The 22477-nt window shown below is 70.7% G+C and carries 21 protein-coding genes; 10 read left to right on the forward strand and 11 right to left on the reverse strand.

Annotated elements, in window-relative coordinates:
* Positions 1 to 18: 18 nt before the first annotated feature.
* Entirely contained in the window at positions 19 to 1428 is a 1410-nt protein-coding gene (locus KIK09_RS20135; protein WP_275956221.1) for an MFS transporter, read from the forward strand.
* Positions 1429 to 1470: 42 nt separating this feature from the next.
* On the opposite strand, the gene KIK09_RS20140 is transcribed toward KIK09_RS20135, so the two are convergent.
* Positions 1471 to 3168 (reverse strand): hypothetical protein, encoded by a 1698-nt coding sequence (locus tag KIK09_RS20140; protein WP_214320822.1) that lies wholly within the window; start codon positions 3166 to 3168, stop codon positions 1471 to 1473.
* A 122-nt stretch (positions 3169 to 3290) separates the two neighbouring features.
* Between KIK09_RS20140 and KIK09_RS20145 the strand changes: the two genes are divergently transcribed.
* The 4 genes from KIK09_RS20145 to KIK09_RS20160 all read left to right on the forward strand — a co-directional run bounded on the left by KIK09_RS20145 (position 3291) and on the right by KIK09_RS20160 (position 6037).
* Positions 3291 to 3869, forward strand: a complete 579-nt coding sequence (locus KIK09_RS20145) for an AMIN-like domain-containing (lipo)protein (protein WP_214320823.1) — start codon at positions 3291 to 3293, stop codon at positions 3867 to 3869.
* Between the two features lie 5 nt (positions 3870 to 3874).
* Positions 3875 to 4225, forward strand: coding sequence for a cupin domain-containing protein (locus KIK09_RS20150; RefSeq protein WP_214320824.1), 351 nt, complete (start codon positions 3875 to 3877; stop codon positions 4223 to 4225).
* Between the two features lie 139 nt (positions 4226 to 4364).
* Positions 4365 to 5426 carry an adenosine deaminase gene (locus KIK09_RS20155; protein ID WP_214320825.1) on the forward strand — a complete coding sequence of 354 codons (1062 nt, stop codon included), beginning with the start codon at positions 4365 to 4367 and terminating at the stop codon, positions 5424 to 5426.
* Positions 5423 to 6037, forward strand: a complete 615-nt coding sequence (locus KIK09_RS20160; protein WP_214320826.1) for a PH domain-containing protein — start codon at positions 5423 to 5425, stop codon at positions 6035 to 6037. The genes KIK09_RS20155 and KIK09_RS20160 overlap by 4 nt, the downstream gene beginning before the upstream one ends.
* On the opposite strand, the gene KIK09_RS20165 is transcribed toward KIK09_RS20160, so the two are convergent.
* The 3 genes from KIK09_RS20165 to KIK09_RS20175 are packed head-to-tail and all read right to left on the reverse strand — an operon-like array spanning position 6024 to position 8861.
* The gene (locus KIK09_RS20165; RefSeq protein WP_214320827.1) at positions 6024 to 6755 is read right to left on the reverse strand and encodes an enoyl-CoA hydratase/isomerase family protein; all 732 of its coding nucleotides are present in this window, start codon (positions 6753 to 6755) and stop codon (positions 6024 to 6026) included. The genes KIK09_RS20160 and KIK09_RS20165 overlap by 14 nt on opposite strands.
* Positions 6752 to 8227, reverse strand: coding sequence for an AMP-binding protein (locus tag KIK09_RS20170; protein ID WP_214320828.1), 1476 nt, complete (start codon positions 8225 to 8227; stop codon positions 6752 to 6754). The genes KIK09_RS20165 and KIK09_RS20170 overlap by 4 nt, the downstream gene beginning before the upstream one ends.
* Entirely contained in the window at positions 8217 to 8861 is a 645-nt protein-coding gene (locus KIK09_RS20175; protein ID WP_214320829.1) for a TetR/AcrR family transcriptional regulator, read from the reverse strand. The genes KIK09_RS20170 and KIK09_RS20175 overlap by 11 nt, the downstream gene beginning before the upstream one ends.
* A 116-nt stretch (positions 8862 to 8977) precedes the next feature.
* Here KIK09_RS20175 and KIK09_RS20180 point away from each other — a divergent pair, with 116 nt between their 5' ends.
* From KIK09_RS20180 to KIK09_RS20190, 3 genes are read left to right on the forward strand one after another with little or no spacing between them, the layout of a single operon-like run.
* Complete coding sequence (locus KIK09_RS20180) at positions 8978 to 9814, forward strand: MerR family transcriptional regulator (protein ID WP_214320830.1); 837 nt, start codon at positions 8978 to 8980, stop codon at positions 9812 to 9814.
* Positions 9784 to 10677 (forward strand): RNA polymerase subunit sigma-70, encoded by an 894-nt coding sequence (locus KIK09_RS20185; RefSeq protein WP_214320831.1) that lies wholly within the window; start codon positions 9784 to 9786, stop codon positions 10675 to 10677. The genes KIK09_RS20180 and KIK09_RS20185 overlap by 31 nt, the downstream gene beginning before the upstream one ends.
* A gap of 11 nt (positions 10678 to 10688) precedes the next feature.
* Positions 10689 to 11174: a GyrI-like domain-containing protein gene (locus KIK09_RS20190; protein ID WP_214320832.1), complete on the forward strand. Its 486-nt coding sequence runs from the start codon at positions 10689 to 10691 to the stop codon at positions 11172 to 11174.
* Here KIK09_RS20190 and KIK09_RS20195 read toward each other — a convergent pair.
* From KIK09_RS20195 to KIK09_RS60070, 4 genes are read right to left on the reverse strand one after another with little or no spacing between them, the layout of a single operon-like run.
* Positions 11171 to 12781 (reverse strand): phospho-sugar mutase, encoded by a 1611-nt coding sequence (locus KIK09_RS20195; RefSeq protein WP_214320833.1) that lies wholly within the window; start codon positions 12779 to 12781, stop codon positions 11171 to 11173. The genes KIK09_RS20190 and KIK09_RS20195 overlap by 4 nt on opposite strands.
* Positions 12778 to 13491 (reverse strand): purine-nucleoside phosphorylase, encoded by a 714-nt coding sequence (locus tag KIK09_RS20200; RefSeq protein WP_250573588.1) that lies wholly within the window; start codon positions 13489 to 13491, stop codon positions 12778 to 12780. Before KIK09_RS20200 ends, KIK09_RS20195 begins: the two co-directional genes overlap by 4 nt.
* 58 nt (positions 13492 to 13549) lie before the next feature.
* Positions 13550 to 14854 carry a M20/M25/M40 family metallo-hydrolase gene (locus KIK09_RS20205; RefSeq protein ID WP_214320835.1) on the reverse strand — a complete coding sequence of 435 codons (1305 nt, stop codon included), beginning with the start codon at positions 14852 to 14854 and terminating at the stop codon, positions 13550 to 13552.
* Positions 14851 to 15831, reverse strand: a complete 981-nt coding sequence (locus KIK09_RS60070) for an Lrp/AsnC family transcriptional regulator (RefSeq protein WP_214320836.1) — start codon at positions 15829 to 15831, stop codon at positions 14851 to 14853. Before KIK09_RS60070 ends, KIK09_RS20205 begins: the two co-directional genes overlap by 4 nt.
* A 174-nt stretch (positions 15832 to 16005) precedes the next feature.
* Between KIK09_RS60070 and KIK09_RS20215 the strand changes: the two genes are divergently transcribed.
* The gene (locus tag KIK09_RS20215; RefSeq protein WP_214320837.1) at positions 16006 to 17247 is read left to right on the forward strand and encodes an MFS transporter; all 1242 of its coding nucleotides are present in this window, start codon (positions 16006 to 16008) and stop codon (positions 17245 to 17247) included.
* Here KIK09_RS20215 and KIK09_RS20220 read toward each other — a convergent pair.
* Entirely contained in the window at positions 17240 to 17671 is a 432-nt protein-coding gene (locus tag KIK09_RS20220; RefSeq protein WP_214320838.1) for a gamma-glutamylcyclotransferase family protein, read from the reverse strand. The two genes, KIK09_RS20215 and KIK09_RS20220, sit on opposite strands and share 8 nt — an antisense overlap.
* Before the next feature lie 62 nt (positions 17672 to 17733).
* Here KIK09_RS20220 and KIK09_RS20225 point away from each other — a divergent pair, with 62 nt between their 5' ends.
* A complete protein-coding gene (locus tag KIK09_RS20225) occupies positions 17734 to 19128 on the forward strand; it encodes an NAD(P)H-quinone dehydrogenase (protein ID WP_214320839.1) in 1395 nt (464 codons plus the stop codon).
* 53 nt (positions 19129 to 19181) lie between these two features.
* Here the strand turns inward: KIK09_RS20225 and KIK09_RS20230 are convergent, their stop codons facing one another.
* Positions 19182 to 20573: a hypothetical protein gene (locus KIK09_RS20230; protein ID WP_250573518.1), complete on the reverse strand. Its 1392-nt coding sequence runs from the start codon at positions 20571 to 20573 to the stop codon at positions 19182 to 19184.
* A gap of 117 nt (positions 20574 to 20690) precedes the next feature.
* A complete protein-coding gene (locus KIK09_RS20235; protein WP_214320840.1) occupies positions 20691 to 22439 on the reverse strand; it encodes an acetyl/propionyl/methylcrotonyl-CoA carboxylase subunit alpha in 1749 nt (582 codons plus the stop codon).
* Positions 22440 to 22477: the final 38 nt, after the last annotated feature.

Genomic DNA, 22477 nt, shown 5'->3' on the forward strand with positions numbered 1-22477 from the left:
CATGTATTGTTTGGACCCATGTCCTCTTCCTCGTCCCGTTGGGGCGCGCTTGCCGTGCTCTGCGCAGTGATCTTTCTTGACGCGCTTGATGTCTCGATGGTCGGTGTGGCGCTTCCCTCCATCCAGAAGGATCTAGGGCTCACCACCTCTTCTCTTCAGTGGGTTGTCAGCGGCTACGTGCTTGGCTATGGCGGTTTGCTCCTCCTCGGAGGCAGGACCGCCGACCTGCTCGGGCGACGCAGGGTGTTCCTGGTCGCGCTGGGTGTCTTCGCCGTGGCGTCGCTGCTCGGCGGCCTCGTCGACGACGGGGGGCTGCTGATCGCGGCCCGGTTCATCAAGGGTGTTGCCGCCGCGTTCACCGCGCCTGCGGCATTGTCCATCATCACTACGACATTTCCTGAAGGGCCGGAGCGCAACAGAGCGCTCAGCATCTTCACCGCCTGCGGCGCCAGCGGATACTCCCTGGGGCTGGTGCTGTCGGGCATCCTGACCGAGATCGGCTGGCGGTGGACGCTGCTCATGCCGGTGCCCGTCGCGGTCATCGCGCTGCTTGCCGCCTTGAGGGTGCTGCGGAGCAACGAGCAGGAGGAGCGGGCCGAGGGCGGCCACGACCTCCTCGGCGCCGTGCTGATCACCGCCTCGATGCTGCTGCTGGTCTACACCGTCGTCCAGGCGCCGGAGGCCGGCTGGGGCTCGCTGCGCACCATCGGCTCGCTGGTCGGCGTCGCCGCCCTGCTCGGCCTGTTCGTCTTCGCCGAGCTGCGGATGAAGCACCCGCTGGTCCGGCTCGGCATCCTCAGGTCCGCCTCGCTGGTCAGGGCCAACCTGGGCCTGCTCATCCTGATGGGCTCCTACGTGGCCTTCCAGTTCGTGGCCATGCAGTACTTCCAGAACCTGCTGCACTGGTCCGCGTTGGGCACCGCGCTGGCGTTCTTCCCGGCCGGCCTGCTGGTCGCCGTCACCTCGACCAAGATGGGCGACTTCGCCGACCGCTTCGGCACCGGCAAGCTCATCGTCATCGGCGCTGCCGCGCTGTCCGGCGGGTACGCGATCTTCCTGGGCATCGACGAGCACCCGAGCATCGGCGGTCTGGTCCTGCCCGGCATGATCCTCATGGGCATCGCCTTCGCGCTGATGTTCCCCTCGCTCAACATCCAGGCCACCAACGGTGTGGACGACGACGAGCAGGGCCTGGCCTCCGGGCTGCTCAACACCTCCGGCCAGGTGGGCGGCGCGATCGTGCTCGCGGTGGTTACCGCCGTGCTCACCTCGAACTCCCCGCACGGCATGACGGTCGACTCGCTCCGCTCGGCGATCGTCGTCCCGCTGGTACTGGCGGTCGTCGGCCTGCTGATCTCGGCTCTGGGCCTGCGCACTCCCCGTACGGCTCCCGCCGTCGAGGAGACCAAGGCCTACGAGACGGTCTGACCCTTCGGTGTAAGGCCCCCGGCGCGTGCCGGGGGCCTTTCGTCATTCCGTGAAGGAGCCCAGGACGTCGCCGTACTCGAGGTCGCCCGTGTCCAGGTCACGGGTCTTCCCGGTGCGCACGTCCACGGCAGCCAGGTAGACCTCGTCTTCCTCGTCCGAGAGGCGCACCATCACCTCGTCGGCGTTGAGCCAGCGCTCCACGGTGTCGATCTCCTGGGCGCCGTCCGCGCCCACCAGGCGCCGCAGTTTGGTGACGTGTCCGTTGCGCGTATCCAGCGTGATCACGCGCTCGTCGTCGGCCACGGCCAGCGTCCGGCCGTCGGGTGAGAGCGCCCCGCCGCTGATGCCCACCTCGGCGTCGATACGGAAGCGGCGGCCGGCCACCTTGATCTTCGTGTACAACGAGGTGTCGCTCTCCATGGACTCGTCGATCACGCGCTTGCCGTCGTCCGTGACGGCCATGGTCCAGGCGCCGTAGGTCGTCGTGCCCTTGGTGAAGTCGAGCAGCGGGCTGTCGACGCCGCTCTGGAGGAAGTTGACCGCGAAATAGCGGCCGTTGCGCGAGGAGGCGAACTCGGGATCGGAGCCGTGCAGCTGGATCCTGAACGTCTTGTACTTGCCGGTGGCCAGGTCGCGGACCACGTAGTCGTTATGGGTGTCCAGGTAGGCGATGCGCCGGCCGTTCTGGCTGACGGCCACCTCCGGCACGTACGTCCCCTGGTGGGGCTTGTCGGCCTGGGCCTCGTCCAGCCGCCATTCGGCGCCCGACGTGCCCACGAGGCGCCACTGGGCGCACTCCGGCGGCTGCCGCGAGTCGATGGGCGCGTCGCTGTTGCAGAAGCCTTGGTAGGCGCGGCTGATCGGCTCGTCCAGCCGCTCGGGAAGCGGGTCGGGCTGCACGTCCTCGGCCGTGGGGCCCTCGGCGGTGGGCGTGGGGTCGAGCTCGGAGATCGGGGCGTCGGCCTGCTGGGCGGCCCTTTCCATGTTGTTCGCCACCGCGTTCGCCGCGACGATGGTGACCGCCACGAGCGTGCCGGCGCTCGCGAGGCTCAGCGCGGTGAACACGCTCCGATTGATGAGGCGGCGCCTGACGACCAGCCGCGGCGCGGTCTGGGCGACGTCCATCGGCACCGCGGCGGGCAGCTCGGCCGCCAGCCGTACCAGGGCGGGCGAGGGGACGGGTGCGGTCGATGGAGCCGGCGGGGGCGGGGCCATCGCCCAGGGGTTGGCGGTCGCCGTGAGGACGTCGGCCTGCCCGGGCGCCACCCATGGGCTGTCCGCCTGCGGGGCGCCGGTGGGCGGCTCGGGCGTGGGGTCCTCGGCGGGAGGCTCGGGCTCCTCGTCCTGGTCGAAGAGGGCCGGGTGGGTGGCGCGGGCCTGGCCGGTTTCCTGGTGGAGGGCGCCGGGCCAGGTGCCGAGCAGTTGGGCGGCCCGGTCCGGGTCCAGGCCGTCGTGGAACTGGGCGACCACGGCCGCTCGGCCGAGCGGGGAGATCCCGGCCAGCGGGAAGCCCGCGGGCGGCTCCGCGGGGGCGGCGAGGTAGGCGCGGTAGAGGGCGCCGAGCACCGCCTCGGCCGGTCTGTTCCACCGATACCCGGGCCAGCGGCGGCCCGTCGTCACCAGGGCCCGGATGGCCAGGTGCCTGGCCTTCTCCGGATCTCCCGTCAGGAGGTAGGCCGATCGGGCGAACCACTCCGCATGGTCGGCGGCGAACTGCGATAAACCATCATTCTTGGTCAATTGTTCGACTCCTCGTGGAGTTGATCACAGTACGGGGGAGTTGGTCACCAGGTAAACCCGCCGTGCCATGCCGATACCGCGTACGCCGCATGCATGCGGCGTGAGCAGGGAATCCCTCGGATATGCGGCCCTCACGCAGTGGCTCCTTCGCGCTCGTCGCGCTGTGTCTCCTGGTAGGGGGGTGCGGTGCGGCTCCGCCGTCCAGCACGTCGGTCACCGTCACCCCGACGGCCTCCGCGACGGCTTCGCCGACGCGGACTCCGGCGGCCGCGCCCACCTCCACGCGCGAGGTGGACGTCCAGCACGAGCCGGGCGAGGCGGCGCTGGTGTCCACCGTGCGCTTCGCGACGCACCAGGGGTACGACCGGGTGGTGATCGACCTGCGTGGCGAGATGCCCGGCTACACCGTGAAGTGGGTGGACGAGCTGGTCCAGGACGCCTCAGGCAAGCCGATCCACGCCAAGGGCGGCGCCTACCTGCAGGTCGTGCTCACCCCCGCGCAAGCCCACACCGACAAGGGCGACCCCACCTGGACGGGCGGGCCCGTCTTCCAGGCCAACCTGGGCAACGTGACCGACGTGGTCAAGACCGGCGACTTCGAGGGCCGGGTCGGCGTCGGCATCGTGCTCGACCACCGGGCGCCCTTCAGGGTGCTCGAGCAGAGGGGGCCGAACCGGCTGGTCATCGACGTGGCAAACTGAGCTGCGTGGTAAGAAAGATCGAAGGGGCGACCCGGATCCCGGTGCCCGGCGGCAAGGTCATCGACGAGCATGTGGGCCGCGTCAACAGCGGCGACGAGGCGATCTCGATCGCGCACATGGTGGCTCCGCCCGGCTGGGACGAGCCCGCCCAGACGCCGTCCTTCACCGAGTACACGGTGGTGTTGCGGGGCACCGTACTGGTGGAGCACGCGGGCGGTACCACCGAGGTGACGGCCGGGCAGGCCATCATCACCGAGCCGGGGGAGAAGATCCGCTACAGCACGGGCGAGGAGGGCGCCGAGTACATCGCCGTCTGCCTGCCCGCTTTCAGCCCGGAGAGCGCCCAGCGCGACTGAGGCCGGGTAGCCGGCCCGAGTCGAAACGGTCGAGGACCGCCGCCGCACGCCCGCCGTACCGGAAAACGGGAGAACCCGGGGCGCGCGGGATGCCGCGCGGCCCTCCGTAGCAGGGGAGCGGCGACCGTATCATGGCCAGATGAGCCCCACCCTTGACGAGATCCGGCGAGCGCCGAAGGTGCTGCTGCACGATCACCTCGACGGCGGACTGCGCGCCGAGACGATCGTGGAGCTGGCGCGGGAGGCCGGCTACGACGACCTGCCGACCACGGATCCTGACAACCTGCGTCAGTGGTTCGAGGAGGCGTCCGACTCGGGGTCGCTCGAGCGCTACCTGGAGACGTTCACCCACACGGTCGGCGTCATGCAGACCCGCGAGTCGCTCGTGCGGGTGGCCGCCGAGTGCGCCCAGGACCTGGCCGCCGACGGGGTCGTCTACGCCGAGGTGCGCTTCGCGCCCGAGCAGCACACCACGCACGGGCTGAGCCTGGACGAGGTGGTCCAGGCGGTGCTCGAGGGGTTCAGGGAGGGCTCGGAGGGCCGGATCAAGGTCGGCACGCTGCTCACCGCCATGCGGCACCAGGCGCGCTCCATGGAGATCGCCGAGCTGGCGGTGCGCTACCGCGACGTCGGCGTCGTGGGCTTCGACATCGCCGGCGCGGAGGCGGGCTACCCGCCCACCCGGCACCTGGACGCCTTCGAGTACCTGCAGCGGGAGAACGCGCACTTCACCATCCACGCCGGCGAGGCGTTCGGGCTGCCGTCGATCTGGCAGGCGATCCAGTGGTGCGGGGCCGACCGGCTCGGCCACGGCGTCCGCATCATCGACGACATCTCCGAGGACGGCGCCAAGCTGGGGCGGCTGGCGGCCTACGTGCGCGACAAGCGCATCCCGCTGGAGATGTGCCCGACCTCCAACCTGCAGACCGGGGCGGCCGCCTCGATCGCCGAGCACCCGATCGGGCTGCTGCGGCGCCTGCACTTCCGGGTCACCGTCAACACCGACAACCGGCTGATGAGCTCGACCAGCGTGTCGGAGGAGTTCGCCAAGCTGGTCGAGGCGTTCGGCTACGGCTGGGATGACCTGCAGTGGTTCACGGTGAACGCGATGAAGTCGGCGTTCATCCCCTTCGACGAGCGGCTCGCGCTGATCAACGGCGTGATCAAGCCCGGGTTCGCGCAGCTGAAGTGGCAGCCGTGAAGCAGACCTACCGCTCCAAGACCGCCTTCGCGCTCGGGTGCGTCTGGCTGGCGTTCGTCGCGTTCAACGCCTGGGATCTGACCGTCCGCTACAACGGCAAGCCGTCGCTGATCGCCGCGGCGGTGCTGGGCGTGATCACGGCGCTGGTCTACGTGATCGCGCTGCGCCCCGCCACCGTCTTCACCGAGGCGGGGCTGGTCGCGCGCAACCCGCTGCGCTCGACGTTCGTGCCGTGGACCCTCGTGGAGGGCGCCGGCGTCTCCCACTCGATCAACGTCGAGCACGACGGCGGCCAGATGCTGCGGCTGTGGACGCCGATGAGCTCGGCCCGCGAGCGGGCCAGGGCCCAGCGCCGCGGCGCGCCCAAGGCGCCGCGCCGCGGGCGCTTCCAGACCGAGCCGGTGCAGACCAAGGCCGAGCAGATGGCGGCCGAGGCCTTCGCCGGCAAGACGCACGCCGACTGGGTGGGCGAGCAGATCAACGAGCGCGCCCAGGCCGCCAAGGGCCGCACCGAGGAGGCCGCGACCACGAAGGTGACCTGGTCGATCGACGCGATCGCCGTCCTGGCGCTGGCCGTGGTCCTCGTGGTGGCCGCGATCATCTTTCCCTAGAGACAAACCTGTTCATCCCCGCCTTGGCGATGCCGCTGGCCTCCACCTCCAGCGCCGCCTCGGTCTCCCGCGCGAAGGCCCGCTCCACCTCCTCCAGCGACGGCCGCAGCAGCCGCAGGTGCACCGAGGTCGCCATGCCGGGCTGCGTCCAGCGGTGGATCAGCCCGATCGCGGTCTCCATGAGCACGTCGGGCTCGACGATCTCGTCGAGCAGCCCGAGCGCCTGCGCGTCGGCCGCGCCGGTCCTGGTGGAGTCGAGCACGAGGCGTAGCGCCCGCCCGCCGACCACCCTGCCGAGCAGGTAGCTGGAGGCGTTCGAGATCGACAGCCCGATCCCGTTCTCCGGCAGGAAGTACTCGGTGGACGGCGTGCCGATGCGGGCGTCGAAGCAGAGCGTCCATTCCGCGGCCCCGCCCACGACCAGCCCGTTCACCGCCGCCACGACCGGCACCCGGGTCTCGAGGACGGCCCTGGTCAGGTCGTGGAAGCTCTCCACCCCTTCGGTCATCGGCAGGTTCGCCGCCTCGCGCAGGTCCTCCCCGGCCGAGAACGCCCGCCCGGTTCCTGTCACCACGATCCCGCGGGCTGCCTTCCCGTCGCCATGAGCCCGTACGGCTGCCGCCAGGCCGGCCCGCATCGCGGCGGTGAGCGCGTTGAGCTTCTCCGGCCGCCGCAGGGTGACCACGGCCACCTCGTCCCGGATGGTTGTCTCGATCATGCGGACTCCTCGACGTGGAAGGCCCCGGCACGCTGGTCGCGCCCGGGGTCGAGCAGGTGGCGCTTCTCGATCCTGGCCGAGGGCGTCAGCGAGAAGCCCTCGACGAACTCGAGGTAGGCGGGCACCTTGAAGCGGGCCAGCCGCTGCCGCGCGTGGTCGGCGATGGCGCGGGCCGTGGCGGCGTCGGAGGCGTGCCCGGGCCGCAGCTGGACGAAGGCCTTGGGCAGTTCGCCGAACAGCTCGTCGGGGATCGGCACCAGCGCCGTGGACAGCACCGCCGGATGCTCGCCGAGGACGCTCTCGACCTCGGCGCAGGAGATGTTCTCCCCGCCCCTGCGCACCATGTCCTTCAGCCGCCCGGCGTGGTGTATGTAGCCGTCGGGGTCGCGGAAGCCCAGGTCGCCGGTGTGGTACCAGCCGTCGCGGAAGGCGTTCTCGGTGGCCTCGGGGTGGTTCCAGTAGCCGTTCATCATCGGCGTGCCGCGTACCACGATCTCGCCCACCTCCCCGTCGGAGGCCAGCACGCGCACCTGCTTGCCGGGCGGCGGGAACCCGAGGGCGCCCGTGCCGACGGTGTCGTCGGCGTCGGGGGAGACGAGCAGGTCGGGACCGGTCTCGGTCGAGCCGTACAGCTCCCGCCAGGGCGCGCCCCAGCGTTGCTCGAACGTGCGGTGCAGGGCGGGGGCGATGCCCGAGCACAGCACCAGCCGCATCCGGTTCTCGGCGTCAAGCGGGTGCGGGGGCTGCTTGTGCATGAGCATCGGCATCGTGCCGAGCACGTAGGTCATGCTCGCGCCGTGCTCGCGCGCCGAGGCCCAGAACCCGGAGGCCGAGAAGCGCGGCAGCACGACCAGGGGGATGCCGCCCAGCATGCACATGATCGCGATCCACTGCGGATCCATGTAGGAGAAGGCCTGGGCGACCATCAAGACGTCGTCGTCGCGGAGCCGTACGACGTCGGCGGTGAGCTCGGCGCTCCTGAGCCAGTAGTCGTGGGTGAGCATGCACGCCTTGGGGAAGCCCGTCGTCCCCGACGTGTACTGGAAGTTCGCCAGATCCTCGCGGGACAGGGAGAGGTCGGGCGGCGAGCCGTCGGAGAGGTCCTCGACCAGGTGCACGGTGCCGGGGATGCGGGAGGCGTGCTCGGCCGTCGTCAGCGTGGCCACGGCGCCCGAGTCGCGCAGCACGTGGTCCAGGTCGGCGGCCCGGTAGCGGACGTTCACCGGGACCGTGACGGCCCCGGCCCGCACGATCGCCAGCCAGCTCAGCGGCCAGCCGGACACGTTGTCCATCATCACGGCCACCCGCTCGCCCGGGCGGACGCCCCTGTCCACCAGCGCGCCTGCCATGCGTCCCGACTGCTCATGGACGTCGGCGAAGCTCAGGGACGCGGAGGGGAAACGGAGGAACTCCCGCTCGCCGTACTTCTCGGCGGCGTGCCGGAGCAGGTCGGGAATCGAGTCATAGGTCATGAGGCGGCTCCCAGGGGTAGTCCGGCAACACGGAAAGGTCCAGCCCGGCCGTGGGCCGGACCGGGCAGCGGACCGCGGCCAGCCCGATCTCCACGAACTCCGCGCACACCTGCTCCAGCGAGGAGTCACCGGAGGGCCGGTACCACTCGCTGGTGCCTGTGCACATCGACATCAGCGCCAGCCGGGTCAGCCGCTGGTCGGCCACCCGGAAGATCTCCCGGTCGACCCCGTCGGCCAGCGTGGCGCGCCAGTACTCCTCGTAGGCGTCGCGCAGGCCGATGATCTCGGCGTGAGAGTCGGAGCCCGGGGTGAGGGAGCGGAGCTCGCCGTCCATCACCCGGGTGATCATCGGAGTCAGGGCGTGCACGGCGGTCAGCGTGGTGATGAGGATCGCCAGCCGGTCGGCCGGGTGTTCGGCGCCGACGAGCGCCTTGCGGGTGGAGTCGATGAGCTCGCGGTGTCCCTCTCGCATGAGCTCGGCGAGCAGGGCCTCCTTGCTCGCCACGTGGTGGTAGATCCCGGCGTTGGTCATGTCGACCTCCCGGGCGAGGTCCCTGATGCTGGTGGCCGCGTATCCCTGGCGCGCGAACAGCAGTACCGCCGCCGTCCTGATCCGCAGTTTCGCGTCTGTCATGAGTACCTACCGAACGTTCGGTCGCGCCTTGCATGGGAACATAACCGACGAAACCGCCCATCGGCAAGACTTGGGTTGACCCTGACACCGTGTGAGGCCCTAGATCTGGAGAGGTCATGTTCAGCATCGGAGACTTTGCCCGCCTCGGACTCGTGTCGGTGCGCATGCTGCGCCACTACGACGCGATCGGGCTGCTGCGGCCCGCGCACGTCGACCCGGTCACCGGCTACCGCTCCTACCAGGCCGCCCAGCTGTCCAGGCTCAACCGCATCGTCGCGATCAAGGATCTGGGCTTCACGCTCGAGCAGGTCCGCGCCATCCTCGACGACAAGGTCAGCACCGAGGAACTGCACGGCATGGTACGGCTGCGCCGCGCCCAGCTCGAGGCCCAGATCAGCGCCGACCTGGAGAGGCTGCGCGGCGTGGAGACCAGGCTCAGGACCATCGAGACCGAGGGGCACATGAACACCGACGAGGTGGTGATCAAGCGCATCCCTCCGACCCGGGTCGCCGAGCTCAGCGGCAGCGCCGCCAGCTACGACGCCCCCGACATCGGGCCGGTGATCAAGCCGCTCTACCGCGAGCTGATCGCCAGGCTGGAGGCCGCCGGCGTGACCATCACCGGCCCCGGCTGCGCGTACTACGTGCCCGAGGACGACGGCAGCGTCATGGTGCACGCCGGGCTCGGCGTCTCGGTGCCGCACGGCACCGACTTCGACGTGGTCGACCTGCCGCCCATCGAGGTCGCGGCGACCATCATCCACAACGGCTCGATGGACGACGTCGGCCGCACCTTCCAGACGCTGGCCCACTGGATCGAGGAGAATGGCTACCGCTCGCTCGGCCTGGCCAGGGAGGTGTCGCTGCACTGCCCGGAGAATCTCGACGAGTGGGTCACCGAACTCCAGATCGAAGTGAGCCCATGGATCTCGAAGAGCACCGCGCGGAGCTGACCGGTTACTGCTACCGCATGCTCGGCTCCGGCTTCGAGGCCGAGGACGCGGTGCAGGAGACGCTGGTCAAGGCCTGGCAGGCGCGCTACGACCCCGATCGCGGTCCCGCCAGGGCGTGGCTGTTCCACATCGCCACCAACGTCTGCATCGACATGCTGCGCGGCACGCAACGCCGGGCCCGCGCCATGGACCTGGGTCCCGCCGCCGAGCCCGGCTCCCCGCTGGGCGAGCCGCTGCCCGGCGAACGCTGGCTGTGGCCCTCGCCCGATGGCCACGATCCCGCCGACGTCACGATCGCCAAGGAGTCGGTACGGCTGGCGTTCCTGGCCGCGCTGCAGCACCTGCCGCCGCGGCAGCGGGCCACGCTCATCCTGCGCGACGTGCTGCGCTGGTCGGCCGCCGAGGTTGCGGGGCTGCTCGGGACCAGCCTCGCCTCGGTCAACAGCGCCCTGCAGCGGGCCAGGGCCTCGATGCCGGCCGCCGGCCTGCCGTACCAGGAGGTGGACGAGGAACTGCTCGGGCGGTACGTGGACGCCTTCGAGCGGCACGACGTCGAGCTGCTGGTGTCGTTGCTGCACGAGGACGCGACGATGACGATGCCGCCGTTCGGCTGGTGGCTCGACGGACGCGCGGCCATCGCGGCCGTGGTGCGCGTGGCCGACGCGCCGTGCGACGGGTCGCGCCTGGTCAGGGTGGGCGCGGGGATGTACGGCCAGTACGTGGGCGGACGGGCGTTCGCGCTGGTGGCGCTCGAGACCGGGGGCGGTCTGGTCACGGGCTCGACCACCTACCTCGACCCGGATCTGTTCCGGCTGTTCGGGCTGCCGATGAGTTTCGAGGCCGCGCTCCGTACCAACGGTTGAAGGAGGAGGACATGCCTACTATCACCGAATTTCCTGACCGCCCTTACCTGGGGATCAAGCGCGAGATCACGATGACCACGTTCGGCCTGGTCGGCGACCGGATCGCAGAGATGATCGGGTGGCTCTTGCAGCGCGGCGTCACCCTGGCCGGCGCGCCGTTCTTCCGCTACGAGGTCATCGACATGCCCAATGACCGGCTGCTCGTCCATGCGGGCATCCCGGTGGCGAGCCCGGTGGAGCCGGAGGGCGACTACTTCGCCGACGTGCTCCCCGCCGGCCGCTACGCCACCGTGCTCCACCACGGCCACCCCGACCAGCTGATGGGCGTCACGGCCGACCTGCTGCGCTGGGCCACGGACCAGGGCCTGAAGTGGGACATGACCGAGGAGGCCGACGGCGAGCACTGGGTCGCCCGCACCGAGCACTACCTGACCGACCCCCGCGAGCGCCCCGACCTGCACGACTGGGACACCGAGCTGCAGTTCAGGCTGGCCTAGAGCCCCAGCGCCGCGCTCACGTCCGCCTTGAGCGCCTCGAGGTCGTGTACGGCCAGCGCCCGCGCGTCGGCCACCTCCCCGGTCACCGGGACCACGACCTCGAGGTAGCACTTGAGCTTGGGCTCGGTGCCAGAAGGACGCACCACCACGCGGGCCCCGCCGGCCAGCCGGTAGCGCAGGCCGTCGGTGGGCGGCAGCCCGCCCTCGCCCTTGGCCAGGTCGTCGGCCGTCTCGACGGCGCGCCCGCCGAGCTCCTTGGGCGGGTTCGCGCGGAGCCTGGCCATGGCGTCGGCGATCAGCGACAGGTCGTCCACGCGGAACGACAGCGGCGCCGTGGCGTGCAGGCCGTACCGCCTGGCCTGGTCGTCGAGCAGGTCGAGCAGCGTGCGCTCGTGGTGCTTGGCCGTGGCCGCGATCGCGGCCACGGTCAGCGCGGCGCCGATGCCGTCCTTGTCCCTGACCACGTCGCCCACGCTGTAGCCGATGGCCTCCTCGTAACCGAAGACCAGGCCGGGACCCGCTCGCATGATCCACTTGAAGCCGGTCAGCGTCTCGCCGTACCGCACGCCGTGCGCGGCCGCGATCTTGCCGAGCAGGGTGGAGGAGACGATCGTGGTGGCCACCATCCGGTCGCCGGAGGTGTGGGTGATCACGTGCTCGCCCAGCAGCCCGCCGAGCTCGTCGCCGGACAGCATGCGCCAGGTGCCGTCCGGCTGCCGGACCCCCACCGCGCACCGGTCGGCGTCGGGGTCGTTGGCCAGCACCAGGTCGGCCTCCATCCGGTCGGCGAGCGCCAGCGCGAGATCCATCGCGCCGGGCTCCTCCGGGTTGGGGAAGGAGACCGTGTGGAAGTCGGGGTCGGGGTCGCGCTGCTCCGCCACGGCGACCGGGCTGTGGAACCCGGCAGCCAGGAACGCCCCCATCAGCGTGGCACCGCCCACGCCGTGCAGCGGCGTGTAGGCCACCCGCAGGTCACGCGCGTCGCCCAGCGGCAGGGAGGTCAGCGCCTCCAGGTAGTCGTCGACGATCCCGTCGCCCAGCTCGGTCAGCGTGCCCGGGCCGTGCAGCGGCAGCTCGTCGACCCGGCCGACCGCGTCGATGGCGGCGGAGATCTCCGCGTCGACCGGCGGCACGATCTGGGAACCGTCGCCCCAGTAGACCTTGTAGCCGTTGTCCCTGGGCGGGTTGTGGCTGGCCGTCACCATGACCCCGGCGTCGGCGTCCAGGTGACGCACCGCGTAGGCCAGGACCGGGGTCGGCAGCGGGCGCGGCATCAGCGAGGCGTGCAGCCCCGCCCCGGTCAGCACGGCCGCGGTGTCGCGGGCGAACACGTCCGACTTGTGGCGGGCGTCGTAGCCGATGACGACGTGCTTGCCGGGTCCGAGGACCTTGGCCAGCCCGGCGGCGGCCCGCATCACGGTCACCCGGTTCATCCGGTTCGGGCCCGGGCCCAGCTCGCCGCGGAGGCCTGCCGTACCGAACTCCAGCTTCTTGTCGAAGAAGTCGGACACGTCGCCGTGCTCGATGAGGGTGGACAGCTCGACCCGCGTGTCGGGGTCGGGATCCTGGGCCAGCCACTCCCTGGCCTGGCGGAGCAGATCGGTCACAGCCGGTCGACCACCTTGGCGAGCAGGCCGCCCATACGTGCGGCGGTCGCCCTGCCCACCTCGAGGACCTCCTCGTGGTTCAGCGGCTCGTCCGACAGGCCCGCAGCCGGGTTGGTGACCAGGGAGATGCCGAGCACCTCCATCCCGGCCTCGCGGGCGGCGATCGCCTCCAGGACCGTGGACATGCCGATCAGGTCGCCGCCGAGCGTGCGCAGCATGCGGATCTCGGCCGGCGTCTCGTAGGTGGGGCCGCGGAAGGCGACGTAGACGCCCTCGGCGATGGTCGGGTCGACCTCGTGCACCAGGGCGCGCAGCCGCTTGGAGTAGACCTCGGTCAGGTCGAGGAAGCGCGTGCCGGTCAGCGGGTTGGCGCCCGTCATGTTGATGTGGTCGCTGATCAGCACGGGATCGCCGACGTGCTGCGTCTCGGGGCGCAGCCCGCCGGCGGCGTTGGTCAGCACCACCGTGCGCACGCCGGCCTCGGCCGCGGTGCGGATGCCGTGGACGACCTTCTCGACGCCCACGCCCTCGTACAGGTGGGTGCGGCCGAGGAAGACCAGCAGGTGCCTGCCGCCGTCGGTGCGCACCACGCGGACCTTGCCGCCGTGTCCCGCCACGGCGGGCGGCGCGAATCCGGGCAGGTCGGCGAAGGGGACCTCGGCCACCGGCTCGCCCAGCGCGTCGGCGGCCGGGGCCCAGCCGGACCCCATGACCAGCGCGACGTCGAAGGACTCGATCCCGGTGGCGGCGGTTAGTGCGTTGCTCACGTCAGTAGTTTAGGAGCAGCCTGTCGAGGACCCTCACACCGAACTGGAGGGCCTCGACGGGGACGCGCTCGTCCACGCCGTGGAACATGGCCGCGAAGTCCATGTCCTTGGGCAGGCGCAGCGGCACGAAGCCGAAACCGCGCACGCCCAGGTCGGCGAAGAAGGTCTTGTTGTCGGTGCCGCCCGACATGCAGTACGGCACGGCCCGCGCGGTCGGGTCCTCCGCCTTCAGCGCCGCGATCATGGACTCCACCAGCGCCCCGTCGAAGGAGGTCTCCAGCGCGATGTCGTGGTGCACGAACTCGCGCCTGACCCGCTCGCCCAGCAGCGAGTCGATGGTCTTGAAGAACTCCTCCTCGTGGCCGGGCAGGAAGCGCCCGTCGACGACCGCGGCGGCCTGCCCGGGGATCACGTTGGCCTTGTAGCCCGCCTCGAGCTGGGTCGGGTTGGTCGTGTTACGCAGCGTCGCCCCGACGAAGCGGACCAGCGGCCCGATCCTGTCCAGGACGGCCTGCGGGTCCTCGGGGTCGAAGGGGATGCCGAAGGCGTCGGCGACCTCGGTGAGGAAGGTCCGCACCGTCGGGGTGTAGGTCAGCGGCCATTCGTGCGCGCCGATGCGCGCCACCGCCTTGGCCACCTCGGTCACGGCGTTGTCGACGTTGAGCATCGAGCCGTGCCCCGCCCTGCCGTCGGCGACCAGCTTCATCCAGGCCAGGCCCTTCTGCGCGGTCTCGATGAGGTAGAGCCGCAGCGACGGGTCCACCTCCAGCGAGTAGCCACCGACCTCGCTGATCGCCTCGGTCACGCCCTCGAACAGCTCCGGGTGGTGGGCCGTCAGGTGCTTGGCGCCGTAGACGCCGCCCGCCTCCTCGTCGGCGACCCAGGCGAAGACGAGGTCGCGCCTGGGCTTGCGCCCGTCACGCTTCAGCTGCCGGAGTACGGCCAGCATCATCGCGTCCATGTCCTTCATGTCCACCGCGCCCCGGCCCCAGATGTAGCCGTCGCGCACCTCCCCGGCGAACGGGTCCACCGACCAGTCGGCGGCGTTGGCCGGGACGACGTCGAGGTGCCCGTGCACGAGCAGGGCGGGAAGCGACGGGTCGCTGCCCTCGACCCGGGTGATCACGTTGCCGCGGCCGGGCTCGCTCTCGATGTAGGTGGGCTCGATGCCGACCTCGGCCAGCCGGGCCATGACGACCTCGGCGGCGGCGCGCTCGCCCGGGCCGCTGCCGTCGCCGTAGTTGCTGCTGTCGACCTTGATCAGCTCGACGCAGAGCTCGGCGACTTCTTGTTCGGCAGGAGTCATGGCACCTTCTCCAGGGTCAGCAGGCCCGACTTGCGCAGGAAGCCGCGCTTGTAGGCCCGGGTGATCAATGTGACGTCGACGTCGGTGACGTCGTCGAGCGGTCCGACGACCGCGGTCAGGAAGCGGTAGAGCTCGGCCTCGTGCGCGACCGTCACCTGGACGATCACGGAGTGGGTGCCGGAGGTGGCCGCGCAGTAGCGGACGCCGGGATGGGTGGCCAGCGTGGTGCCCACCCGGTCCAGGCCGTGCGGCCGTACGGCCAGCCACAGGATGGCGTCGACCTCCAGCCCGAGCAGCACCGGCTCCATCTCGGCCCGCGGCAGGATCAGGTGCCGGTCGAGCAGCGAGGCGACCCGCTTGCGCGCGGTCGGGACCGAGATGTCCAGCCGCTCGGCGATCGCGGTGAAGCCCATCCGGCCGTCCTCGGCCAGCAGGTCGGCGATCTCCTGTTCCAGGGGCGACAGCACGTCCTGGTCCTGCGGCTCCTCGCAGGGCGGCTCCGGCCGGAGCTCCTTCACCTCGGCGTCGGTGAGGAAGGGAGCGTGCCACTCGGCGACCGTGCGGAAGGTGTGCAACACCACCTGCGTTCGCGTCTGCAGGACGCCGTCGATCGCGCTGACCTGCGCGGTCAGGATGTCGTGCATCGCTTCCCTGGTCGGGGCGACCAGCTCGCAGGCCAGGTCTGCCGCGCCGGTCACCGCGTAGACGGAGCGCGTGTCGGGCCGCCGGGCCAGCGCCTCGGCCACGCCGGCGGTGCTGCCCGGCCGTACCTGCACGTGGAGGTGGACCGGGCGGCCGTGGCCCGTGCGCAGGTCGTCGTGGATGGCGGTGACCCGCAACTGGCCGTCGGCGATCAGGCGCTGCAGACGGCGGGCGACCGTCCGCTCGTGCTCGCCGATGGCGCGGCCGATGTCGCCCCACGAGGCGCGCGGGTTCACCTGAAGTGCGGCTACCAGCCGTTGGTCTAGAACATCCACCTCAAACCGCTTACATGTCGGAAATGTAAAGATATTTCTGGATGTTTGACTGTTTCAACTTGTTGCCTGCACAGTAAGCCATCACCGCACCTATGGCAAAGGAGCCCCCCTGTGGCCAGCCCTCCCCTTGCATCCACTCCTGTCGAAATCCCACGAAGCCGCGTCCGCCAGCTCATGGCGGCCAGCGTCGGCAACGTCGTCGAGTGGTTCGACTGGTACACCTACACGTTCCTGGCCACCACCCTCGCCACCCAGGTCTTCCCGAAGTCGGCGAACAACGATCTCGTCCCGCTGCTGGCGACCTACGTCGTGTTCGCGGTCGGTTTCGTCATGCGTCCGCTGGGCGGTCTGGTGGTCGGCGCGTTCGCCGACCGTTTCGGCCGCAAGTCGGCGATGACGTTCACGATCATCTTGATGGGCGTGGGCTCGCTGTTGCTGGCCGTCACGCCGACGTACGCGGCGGCGGGCGTCTTCGGGCCGATCGTCTTGGTGGTCGCCCGGCTGATCCAGGGTCTTTCCGTCGGCGGTGAGTTCGCGGCCGCGACCACGTTCCTGGTGGAGTCGGCGCCGCCCGGGCGCCGCGGCCTGTTCTCCAGCTTCCAGTACGTCAGCACGACCATCGGCCAGCTCCTCGCTTCGGGCCTGGCCGCTGTGCTGGCGAGCACGCTGGTCGAGGCGGACATGAACTCCTACGGCTGGCGCATCCCGTTCGTGGTCGGCGCGGTGATCAGCGTGGTCGGCCTGTGGATCCGCAAGGGCGCCGACGAGACGTCCCACGTGGCCGGGGAGATCCAGAAGGGCGAGGCCGAGCGTCCCAGGCTCTTCGACTTCTTCCGCCATTACCCCAGGCAGGCGCTGCTCATCATCGGCATCACGATCGCGGGCACCGTCGCCTACTACACCTGGACCAGCTTCCTGCCGACCTACGCGCAGATCACCGTAAAGTTCCCCAAGGCGGACTCGCTGCTGATCGGCACGATCTCGCTACTGTTCTTCATGGTCCTGCAGCCGCTGGTGGGCATCCTGTCGGACCGGATCGGCCGCAAGCCGGTCCTGATCACCTTCGGCCTCGGGTTCACCCTGCTCCCCGTGCCGCTGCTGGGCCTCCTGTCGAACTCCTTCGCCAGCCTGCTGATCATCCAGTGCATCGGCATGCTCTTCCTGAGCGGCTTCACGGCGATCTCCGCGGCGGTCAACTCCGAGTCGTTCCCGACCCGGGTTCGGGCCTCCGGCGCCGGCTTCCCGTACTCGCTGACCGTGGGACTCTTCGGCGGCACCGCGCCGCTGATCGGCACGGCGTTCATCGAGGCCAAGAACCCGGGCGCCTTCCCGTGGTACATGTCCGCGCTGGCGCTGGTCTCGACGCTGGTCTACATCTTCGCGCTGAAGGAGACCAAGGACCAGCCGCTCAGCTAGGTTCGCAGGGGCGTTCCCGCATCGCCTTCACGTAGTCGGCAGGAGCTCCCGCGCGCTCCGCGGCGTCGGCCAGGATGCCGAGGTAGCGCGCGGAGGGCAGCCCGCCCTCGTAGCCGTCGAGCACGTAGCACCAGGCCACCTGCTCGCCCTCGAGCGTCTGCACCCGCAGCCGGATCTTGTGATAGACGCCGCGGGCCGCACCCTCCCACTGGTCGAGCGAGGTCTCGTCGAACTCGGGCACGTCGTACAGGACGACGAACACGTGCTCGGCGGCATCCTCGACGATCGTGGACAGGCGGCCCTCACCGCCGAAGGTCAACCGCCAGCGCGGCAGCCAGCCGACACCGCGCACCGGCGAGTGCGGCGCGCGCATGGCCATCTGCTCGGGATCCATGTTGCTGCCGTATGCGGCGTAGACAGGCACAGCAGACAAGCGTAGCGCGACCCGTTCGTCGGCACGGTGAACCATGCGGGACAATAGGACACGTGACTAGGATCGTGATCATTGGCGGCGGACCGGGCGGCTACGAGGCGGCCCTGGTCGCCGCACAGCTGGGCGCCGAGGTCACGATGGTCGAGCAGGACGGGCCGGGAGGCGCCTGCGTCCTGACCGACTGCGTGCCCTCCAAGACCCTGATCGCGACCTCGGTCCGCAAGCAGGCTCTGCTGGACGCGTCCTCGCTCGGCGTGTCGTTCACCGGCGGCGAGGACCGCGACGTCGGCGTGGCGACCGTCGACCTGCCCCTGGTCAACAAGCGGGTCAAGGAGCTGGCCCAGGCGCAGTCCGCCGACATCGCGACCCGGGTGTCCGCCGAGGGCGTGGAGATCATCAAGGCTCACGGGCGGCTGGTCGACCCCCAGGTGGTCAAGGCGGGCGACCGTACGATCAGGGCCGACGTCGTGCTGCTGGCCACCGGCGCGACACCGCGCATCCTCAAGGGCTGCGAGCCGGACGGCGAGCGGATCCTCACCTGGCGCCAGCTGTACGACCTGGACGAGCTGCCCGAGCACCTGATCGTGGTCGGGTCGGGCGTGACCGGCGCGGAGTTCGCCGGCGCCTACCGGTCGCTCGGCGCCGAGGTCACGCTGGTGTCCAGCCGCGACCGCATGATGCCCAACGAGGACGCCGACGGCGCCGAGGTGCTCGAAGAGGTCTACCGCCGCCGCGGCATGAACGTCATGGGCCGCTCGCGCGCCGCGTCCGTCACCCGCACCGAGAAGGGCGTGCTGGTCACGCTGGAGGACGGCCGGGTGGCCGAGGGCTCCCACGCGCTGATGACGGTCGGCATGGTGCCCAACACCGCCGGCATCGGCCTGGAGGAGGCCGGGGTCCAGCTCGACAGGGCCGGCTTCATCAAGGTCGACAAGGTCTCGCGCACCTCCGCGCCCGGCGTCTACGCCGCCGGCGACTGCACCGGCGTGCTGATGCTCGCCTCGGTCGCGGCCATGCAGGGCCGCATCGCGGTCTGGCACGCGCTCGGCGAGGCCGTCCAGCCGCTGCGGCTGGCGACGGTCGCCTCCAACATCTTCACCGACCCGGAGATCGCCGCGGTCGGCGTGGCGCAGCAGGCCATCGAGTCCGGCGAGATCGAGGCCAACGTGGTCAAGCTGCCGCTGGCCACCAACGCCCGGGCCAAGATGCAGGGCTTCAACGACGGCTTCGTCAAGCTGTTCTGCCGCCCGCACACCGGCATCGTGCTCGGCGGCGTGGTGGTGGCGCCGCGGGCCTCTGAGCTGATCCTGGCCGTGTCCGTGGCCGTGCAGCAGCGCCTGACGGTCGACCAGCTGGCCCACACCTTCGCCGTCTACCCGTCGCTGTCGGGTTCGATCACCGAGGCCGCCCGCCGCCTCATGCAGCCGGAAGCCGCCATCGGCATCTGAAAGCGCGGCGGGCGCGCTCCCCGAAGGGAACGCGCCCGCCTTTTCTGGCTTGCTTACCAGTCGCCGCCGCCGAAGTCTCCGCCGCCGAAGTCGCCTCCGCCGCCACCGAAGTCGCCCCAGCCGCCGCCGTCGCCTCCGCCGCCGCCGAAGTCACCGAAGCCGCCGCCGTCACCGCCGCCGCCGTCCTGGAAGCCCTCGGCGTAGCCGGCCCCGTAGCCGCCGCCGCCCCAGCCCCAGCCGCCGAACGAGCTGCCCAGCAGCGTGCCGATGAACATGCCGGTCATGACGTCGCCGAAGCCGCCGTAGTAGCCGTAGGCGTAGGGCTGGTAGGCCGGGCCCGCGTCGTAGTACGGGCGGCGCTGGCCGTCGACCATGACCTCGCGCATCTGCGGGTCGAAGCCGCGCTCGACCGCCTCGGCGTCGGCCGCGCAGGCCGGCACGTCGCGCACCGCGCCGCCGGGCGGGGCCCAGCGCACGTCGCGCACCGACGGGCCGTGCTGCGGGTTGAAGAAGCAGGGGGCGCGCCGCTCGGGGATCGGCAGGTTGCCGACCTTGGCCTTCACCACGGCCAGCGCGTAGCGGCCGTCCTCCAGCGTCTGCGTGACGTCGCGGACCTGCTCGGCCCGCTGCACCGCGGCCAGCTGCGTCTTGGCCTTGTCGTAGGAGTCGAGGGCCTGCTGCCACTCGGTGATGTGCTGGCCGCCCTGGCCGGTGAGCTGGACGTCGGTGTCGAGCGCGGTGATCTCCTCACCGAACTTGGTGACGTCCTCCTCCACGGTCTGCTTGACCGCGGCCAGGTCCTTGGCCTGCTGGATGGCCCGCTGCTTCTTCTTGTTGCGCGAGTACAGGAAGTATCCGCCGCCGCCGACCAGGACCAGCGCGCCCAGGCCGAGCAGCACGCCGGTGCCGCCGCCACCGCCGGCCTTGCTGCCGGACTCCAGCGCCGCGCGCTTGCCGTCGACCGCCAGGTCGACGCGCTTGACGAAGTCCTGCATGCCCTTCACGACGTCACCGGAGTTGGCGTTGACCGACAGGTTGGCCAGCCTGCCCGCGACACCCGACTTCAACGCGCTGGACGCGGCGAACAAGGTCGTGCCGTCGAGCACGGCAACGGTCGCACTGGGACGCCCTGCCTGGGTCAGCCCATTGCCGAGCGACTTGATATAAGGGCCGACAGAGGAGTTGTCAACGGTCCCGTCGGGGAGTGCCACGGCATAGATCTTGCTGTCGGCGCCCTTCAGGGCGTCATTGATCTGCTCCTGCTGATCGGAGGTCAGCGTGGAGCCCGGCGCCACGTAGAGCCGATCCTGTTTCCAGGCCGAAATCACCGAGTTGGGATCGGGCGGCGCCGCGGCCATGGCGGCGGGCGAAACAGCAAGTACGACGAGTAGACCGGCGATCAGAGCCGCGATCGCGGCCCCTGCTCGGCGCAGCGAATGGGTCATTGGCAGCAAGCCTCCTTCGCCCATGAGGACGAACGGGCGATCGGTAAAGTTCCTCACTGCGCACGTTACCCTCAGCGGGCGGAGCGAGCGCGCAGCGTGCTCGCAGATCCTGGGATCTCAGGCGTCCTTGATCTCGCAGATCGTCGCGCCCGCCGTCACCGTCTGCCCGACCGTCGCGTCGAGCCCGGTGATGGTGCCGGACTTGTGCGCGGCCAGCGGCTGCTCCATCTTCATGGCCTCGAGCACCACCACGGTGTCGCCCTCGGACACGACGTCGCCGTCGGAGGCCACGACCTTGACGATCGTGCCCTGCATCGGGCTGACGAGCGCGTCGCCGCCCGCCGCCGCCTTCTTCGCCCCGCCGCTTCTGCGCTTGGGCGCCGTGGCATTCGCGGAAGGTGTACGGCCGGCCGTACCGAGGCCCTCGGGCAGGACCACCTCCAGGCGCTTGCCCCCGACCTCGACCGTCACCGTCTGTCTGGCGGCGGGCTCCTCCACGGCGACCTCGCCCGCATAGGGCGGGATCCGGTTGTCGAACTCGGTCTCTATCCACCGGGTGTGGATGGAGAACGGCTCGGCGGTGAACGCCGGGTCCTCCACGATCACCCGGTGGAAGGGCAGCACGGTGGGCATGCCGTCGATCTCGAACTCGGCCAGCGCCCTGCGCGAGCGCTCCAGCGCCTCCCTGCGCGTCCTGCCGGTCACGATCAGCTTGGCGACCAGCGAGTCGAACGTCTGCGGGACCGTCATCCCCGCCTCGAACCCGGCGTCGAGCCGTACACCGGGGCCCGCGGGCGGGCGCCAGACGGTCAGCGTGCCGGGCGCGGGCAGGAAGTTGCGGCCCGCGTCCTCGGCGTTGATGCGGAACTCGATGGAGTGGCCGCGCAGCACCGGGTCGTCGTAGCCCAGCGCCTCGCCGTCGGCGATCCTGAACATCTCCCGCACCAGGTCGACGCCCGCGACCTCCTCGGTGACCGGGTGCTCGACCTGCAGGCGGGTGTTGACCTCGAGGAAGGAGATCGTGCCGTCCTGGCCGACAAGGAACTCGCAGGTGCCCGCGCCGACGTAGCCCGCCTCCCGCAGGATCGCCTTGGAGCTGGTGTAGAGCGTCTCGATCTGCTCCTGCGACAGGAACGGCGCGGGTGCCTCCTCCACCAGCTTCTGGTGGCGGCGCTGCAGCGAGCAGTCGCGGGTGCTGACCACGACCACGTTGCCGTGCGTGTCGGCCAGGCACTGGGTCTCCACGTGGCGCGGGCGGTCGAGGTAGCGCTCGACGAAGCACTCGCCGCGGCCGAACGAGGCGATCGCCTCGCGCACGGCCGATTCGTACAGGTCGGCGACCTCGTCCATGCTCCTGGCCACCTTGATGCCGCGACCGCCGCCGCCGTAGGCCGCCTTGATCGCGATCGGCAGGCCGTGCTCCTCGGCGAACGCGACCACCTCGTCGGCGCCCGAGACCGGGTCCTTGGTGCCCGCCACCAACGGGGCGCCCACCTTCTGCGCGATGTGCCTGGCGCGCACCTTGTCACCGAGGGCGGCGATGGCCGCGGGCGGCGGGCCGATCCAGATCAGCCCGGCGTCGATCACGGCCTGGGCGAAGTCGGCGTTCTCCGCCAGGAAGCCGTAGCCGGGGTGGACGGCGTCGGCGCCGGAACGCCGGGCGATCTCCAGCAGCTTGGCGATGTCCAGGTAGGTCTCGGCGGGCGACTGCCCGCCCAGCGCGTACGCCTCGTCGGCCACCTTGGCGTGCAGGGCGTCGAGGTCCTGGTCGGCGTAGACGGCGACGCTGGCGATGCCCGCGTCCTGGCATGCGCGGGCGACCCTGACCGCGATCTCGCCGCGATTGGCGATGAGAACCTTCCGCACCGACTTGCACCCTTCCTCGACTAGTACTCAACGGAGTT

The organism is Nonomuraea sediminis, from assembly GCF_018531495.1.
In the GTDB taxonomy this organism is placed as follows: Bacteria; Actinomycetota; Actinomycetes; order Streptosporangiales; family Streptosporangiaceae; genus Nonomuraea; species Nonomuraea sediminis.

Bases quoted from the DNA above. Each gene is read 5' to 3' on its own strand.
- KIK09_RS20215 (WP_214320837.1), top strand. From the start codon at position 16,006: ATGGCGGCCAGCGTCGGCAACGTCGTCGAGTGGTTCGACTGGTACACC.
- KIK09_RS20180 (WP_214320830.1), top strand. From the start codon at position 8,978: ATGTTCAGCATCGGAGACTTTGCCCGCCTCGGACTCGTGTCGGTGCGC.
- KIK09_RS20165 (WP_214320827.1), bottom strand. From the start codon at position 6,755: ATGATCGAGACAACCATCCGGGACGAGGTGGCCGTGGTCACCCTGCGG.
- KIK09_RS20200 (WP_250573588.1), bottom strand. From the start codon at position 13,491: ATGGGGTCCGGCTGGGCCCCGGCCGCCGACGCGCTGGGCGAGCCGGTG.
- KIK09_RS20135 (WP_275956221.1), top strand. From the start codon at position 19: ATGTCCTCTTCCTCGTCCCGTTGGGGCGCGCTTGCCGTGCTCTGCGCA.
- KIK09_RS20145 (WP_214320823.1), top strand. From the start codon at position 3,291: ATGCGGCCCTCACGCAGTGGCTCCTTCGCGCTCGTCGCGCTGTGTCTC.
- KIK09_RS20190 (WP_214320832.1), top strand. From the start codon at position 10,689: ATGCCTACTATCACCGAATTTCCTGACCGCCCTTACCTGGGGATCAAG.
- KIK09_RS20230 (WP_250573518.1), bottom strand. From the start codon at position 20,573: ATGACCCATTCGCTGCGCCGAGCAGGGGCCGCGATCGCGGCTCTGATC.
- KIK09_RS20205 (WP_214320835.1), bottom strand. From the start codon at position 14,854: ATGACTCCTGCCGAACAAGAAGTCGCCGAGCTCTGCGTCGAGCTGATC.
- KIK09_RS20155 (WP_214320825.1), top strand. From the start codon at position 4,365: ATGAGCCCCACCCTTGACGAGATCCGGCGAGCGCCGAAGGTGCTGCTG.
- KIK09_RS20175 (WP_214320829.1), bottom strand. From the start codon at position 8,861: ATGACAGACGCGAAACTGCGGATCAGGACGGCGGCGGTACTGCTGTTC.
- KIK09_RS20185 (WP_214320831.1), top strand. From the start codon at position 9,784: ATGGATCTCGAAGAGCACCGCGCGGAGCTGACCGGTTACTGCTACCGC.
- KIK09_RS20170 (WP_214320828.1), bottom strand. From the start codon at position 8,227: ATGACCTATGACTCGATTCCCGACCTGCTCCGGCACGCCGCCGAGAAG.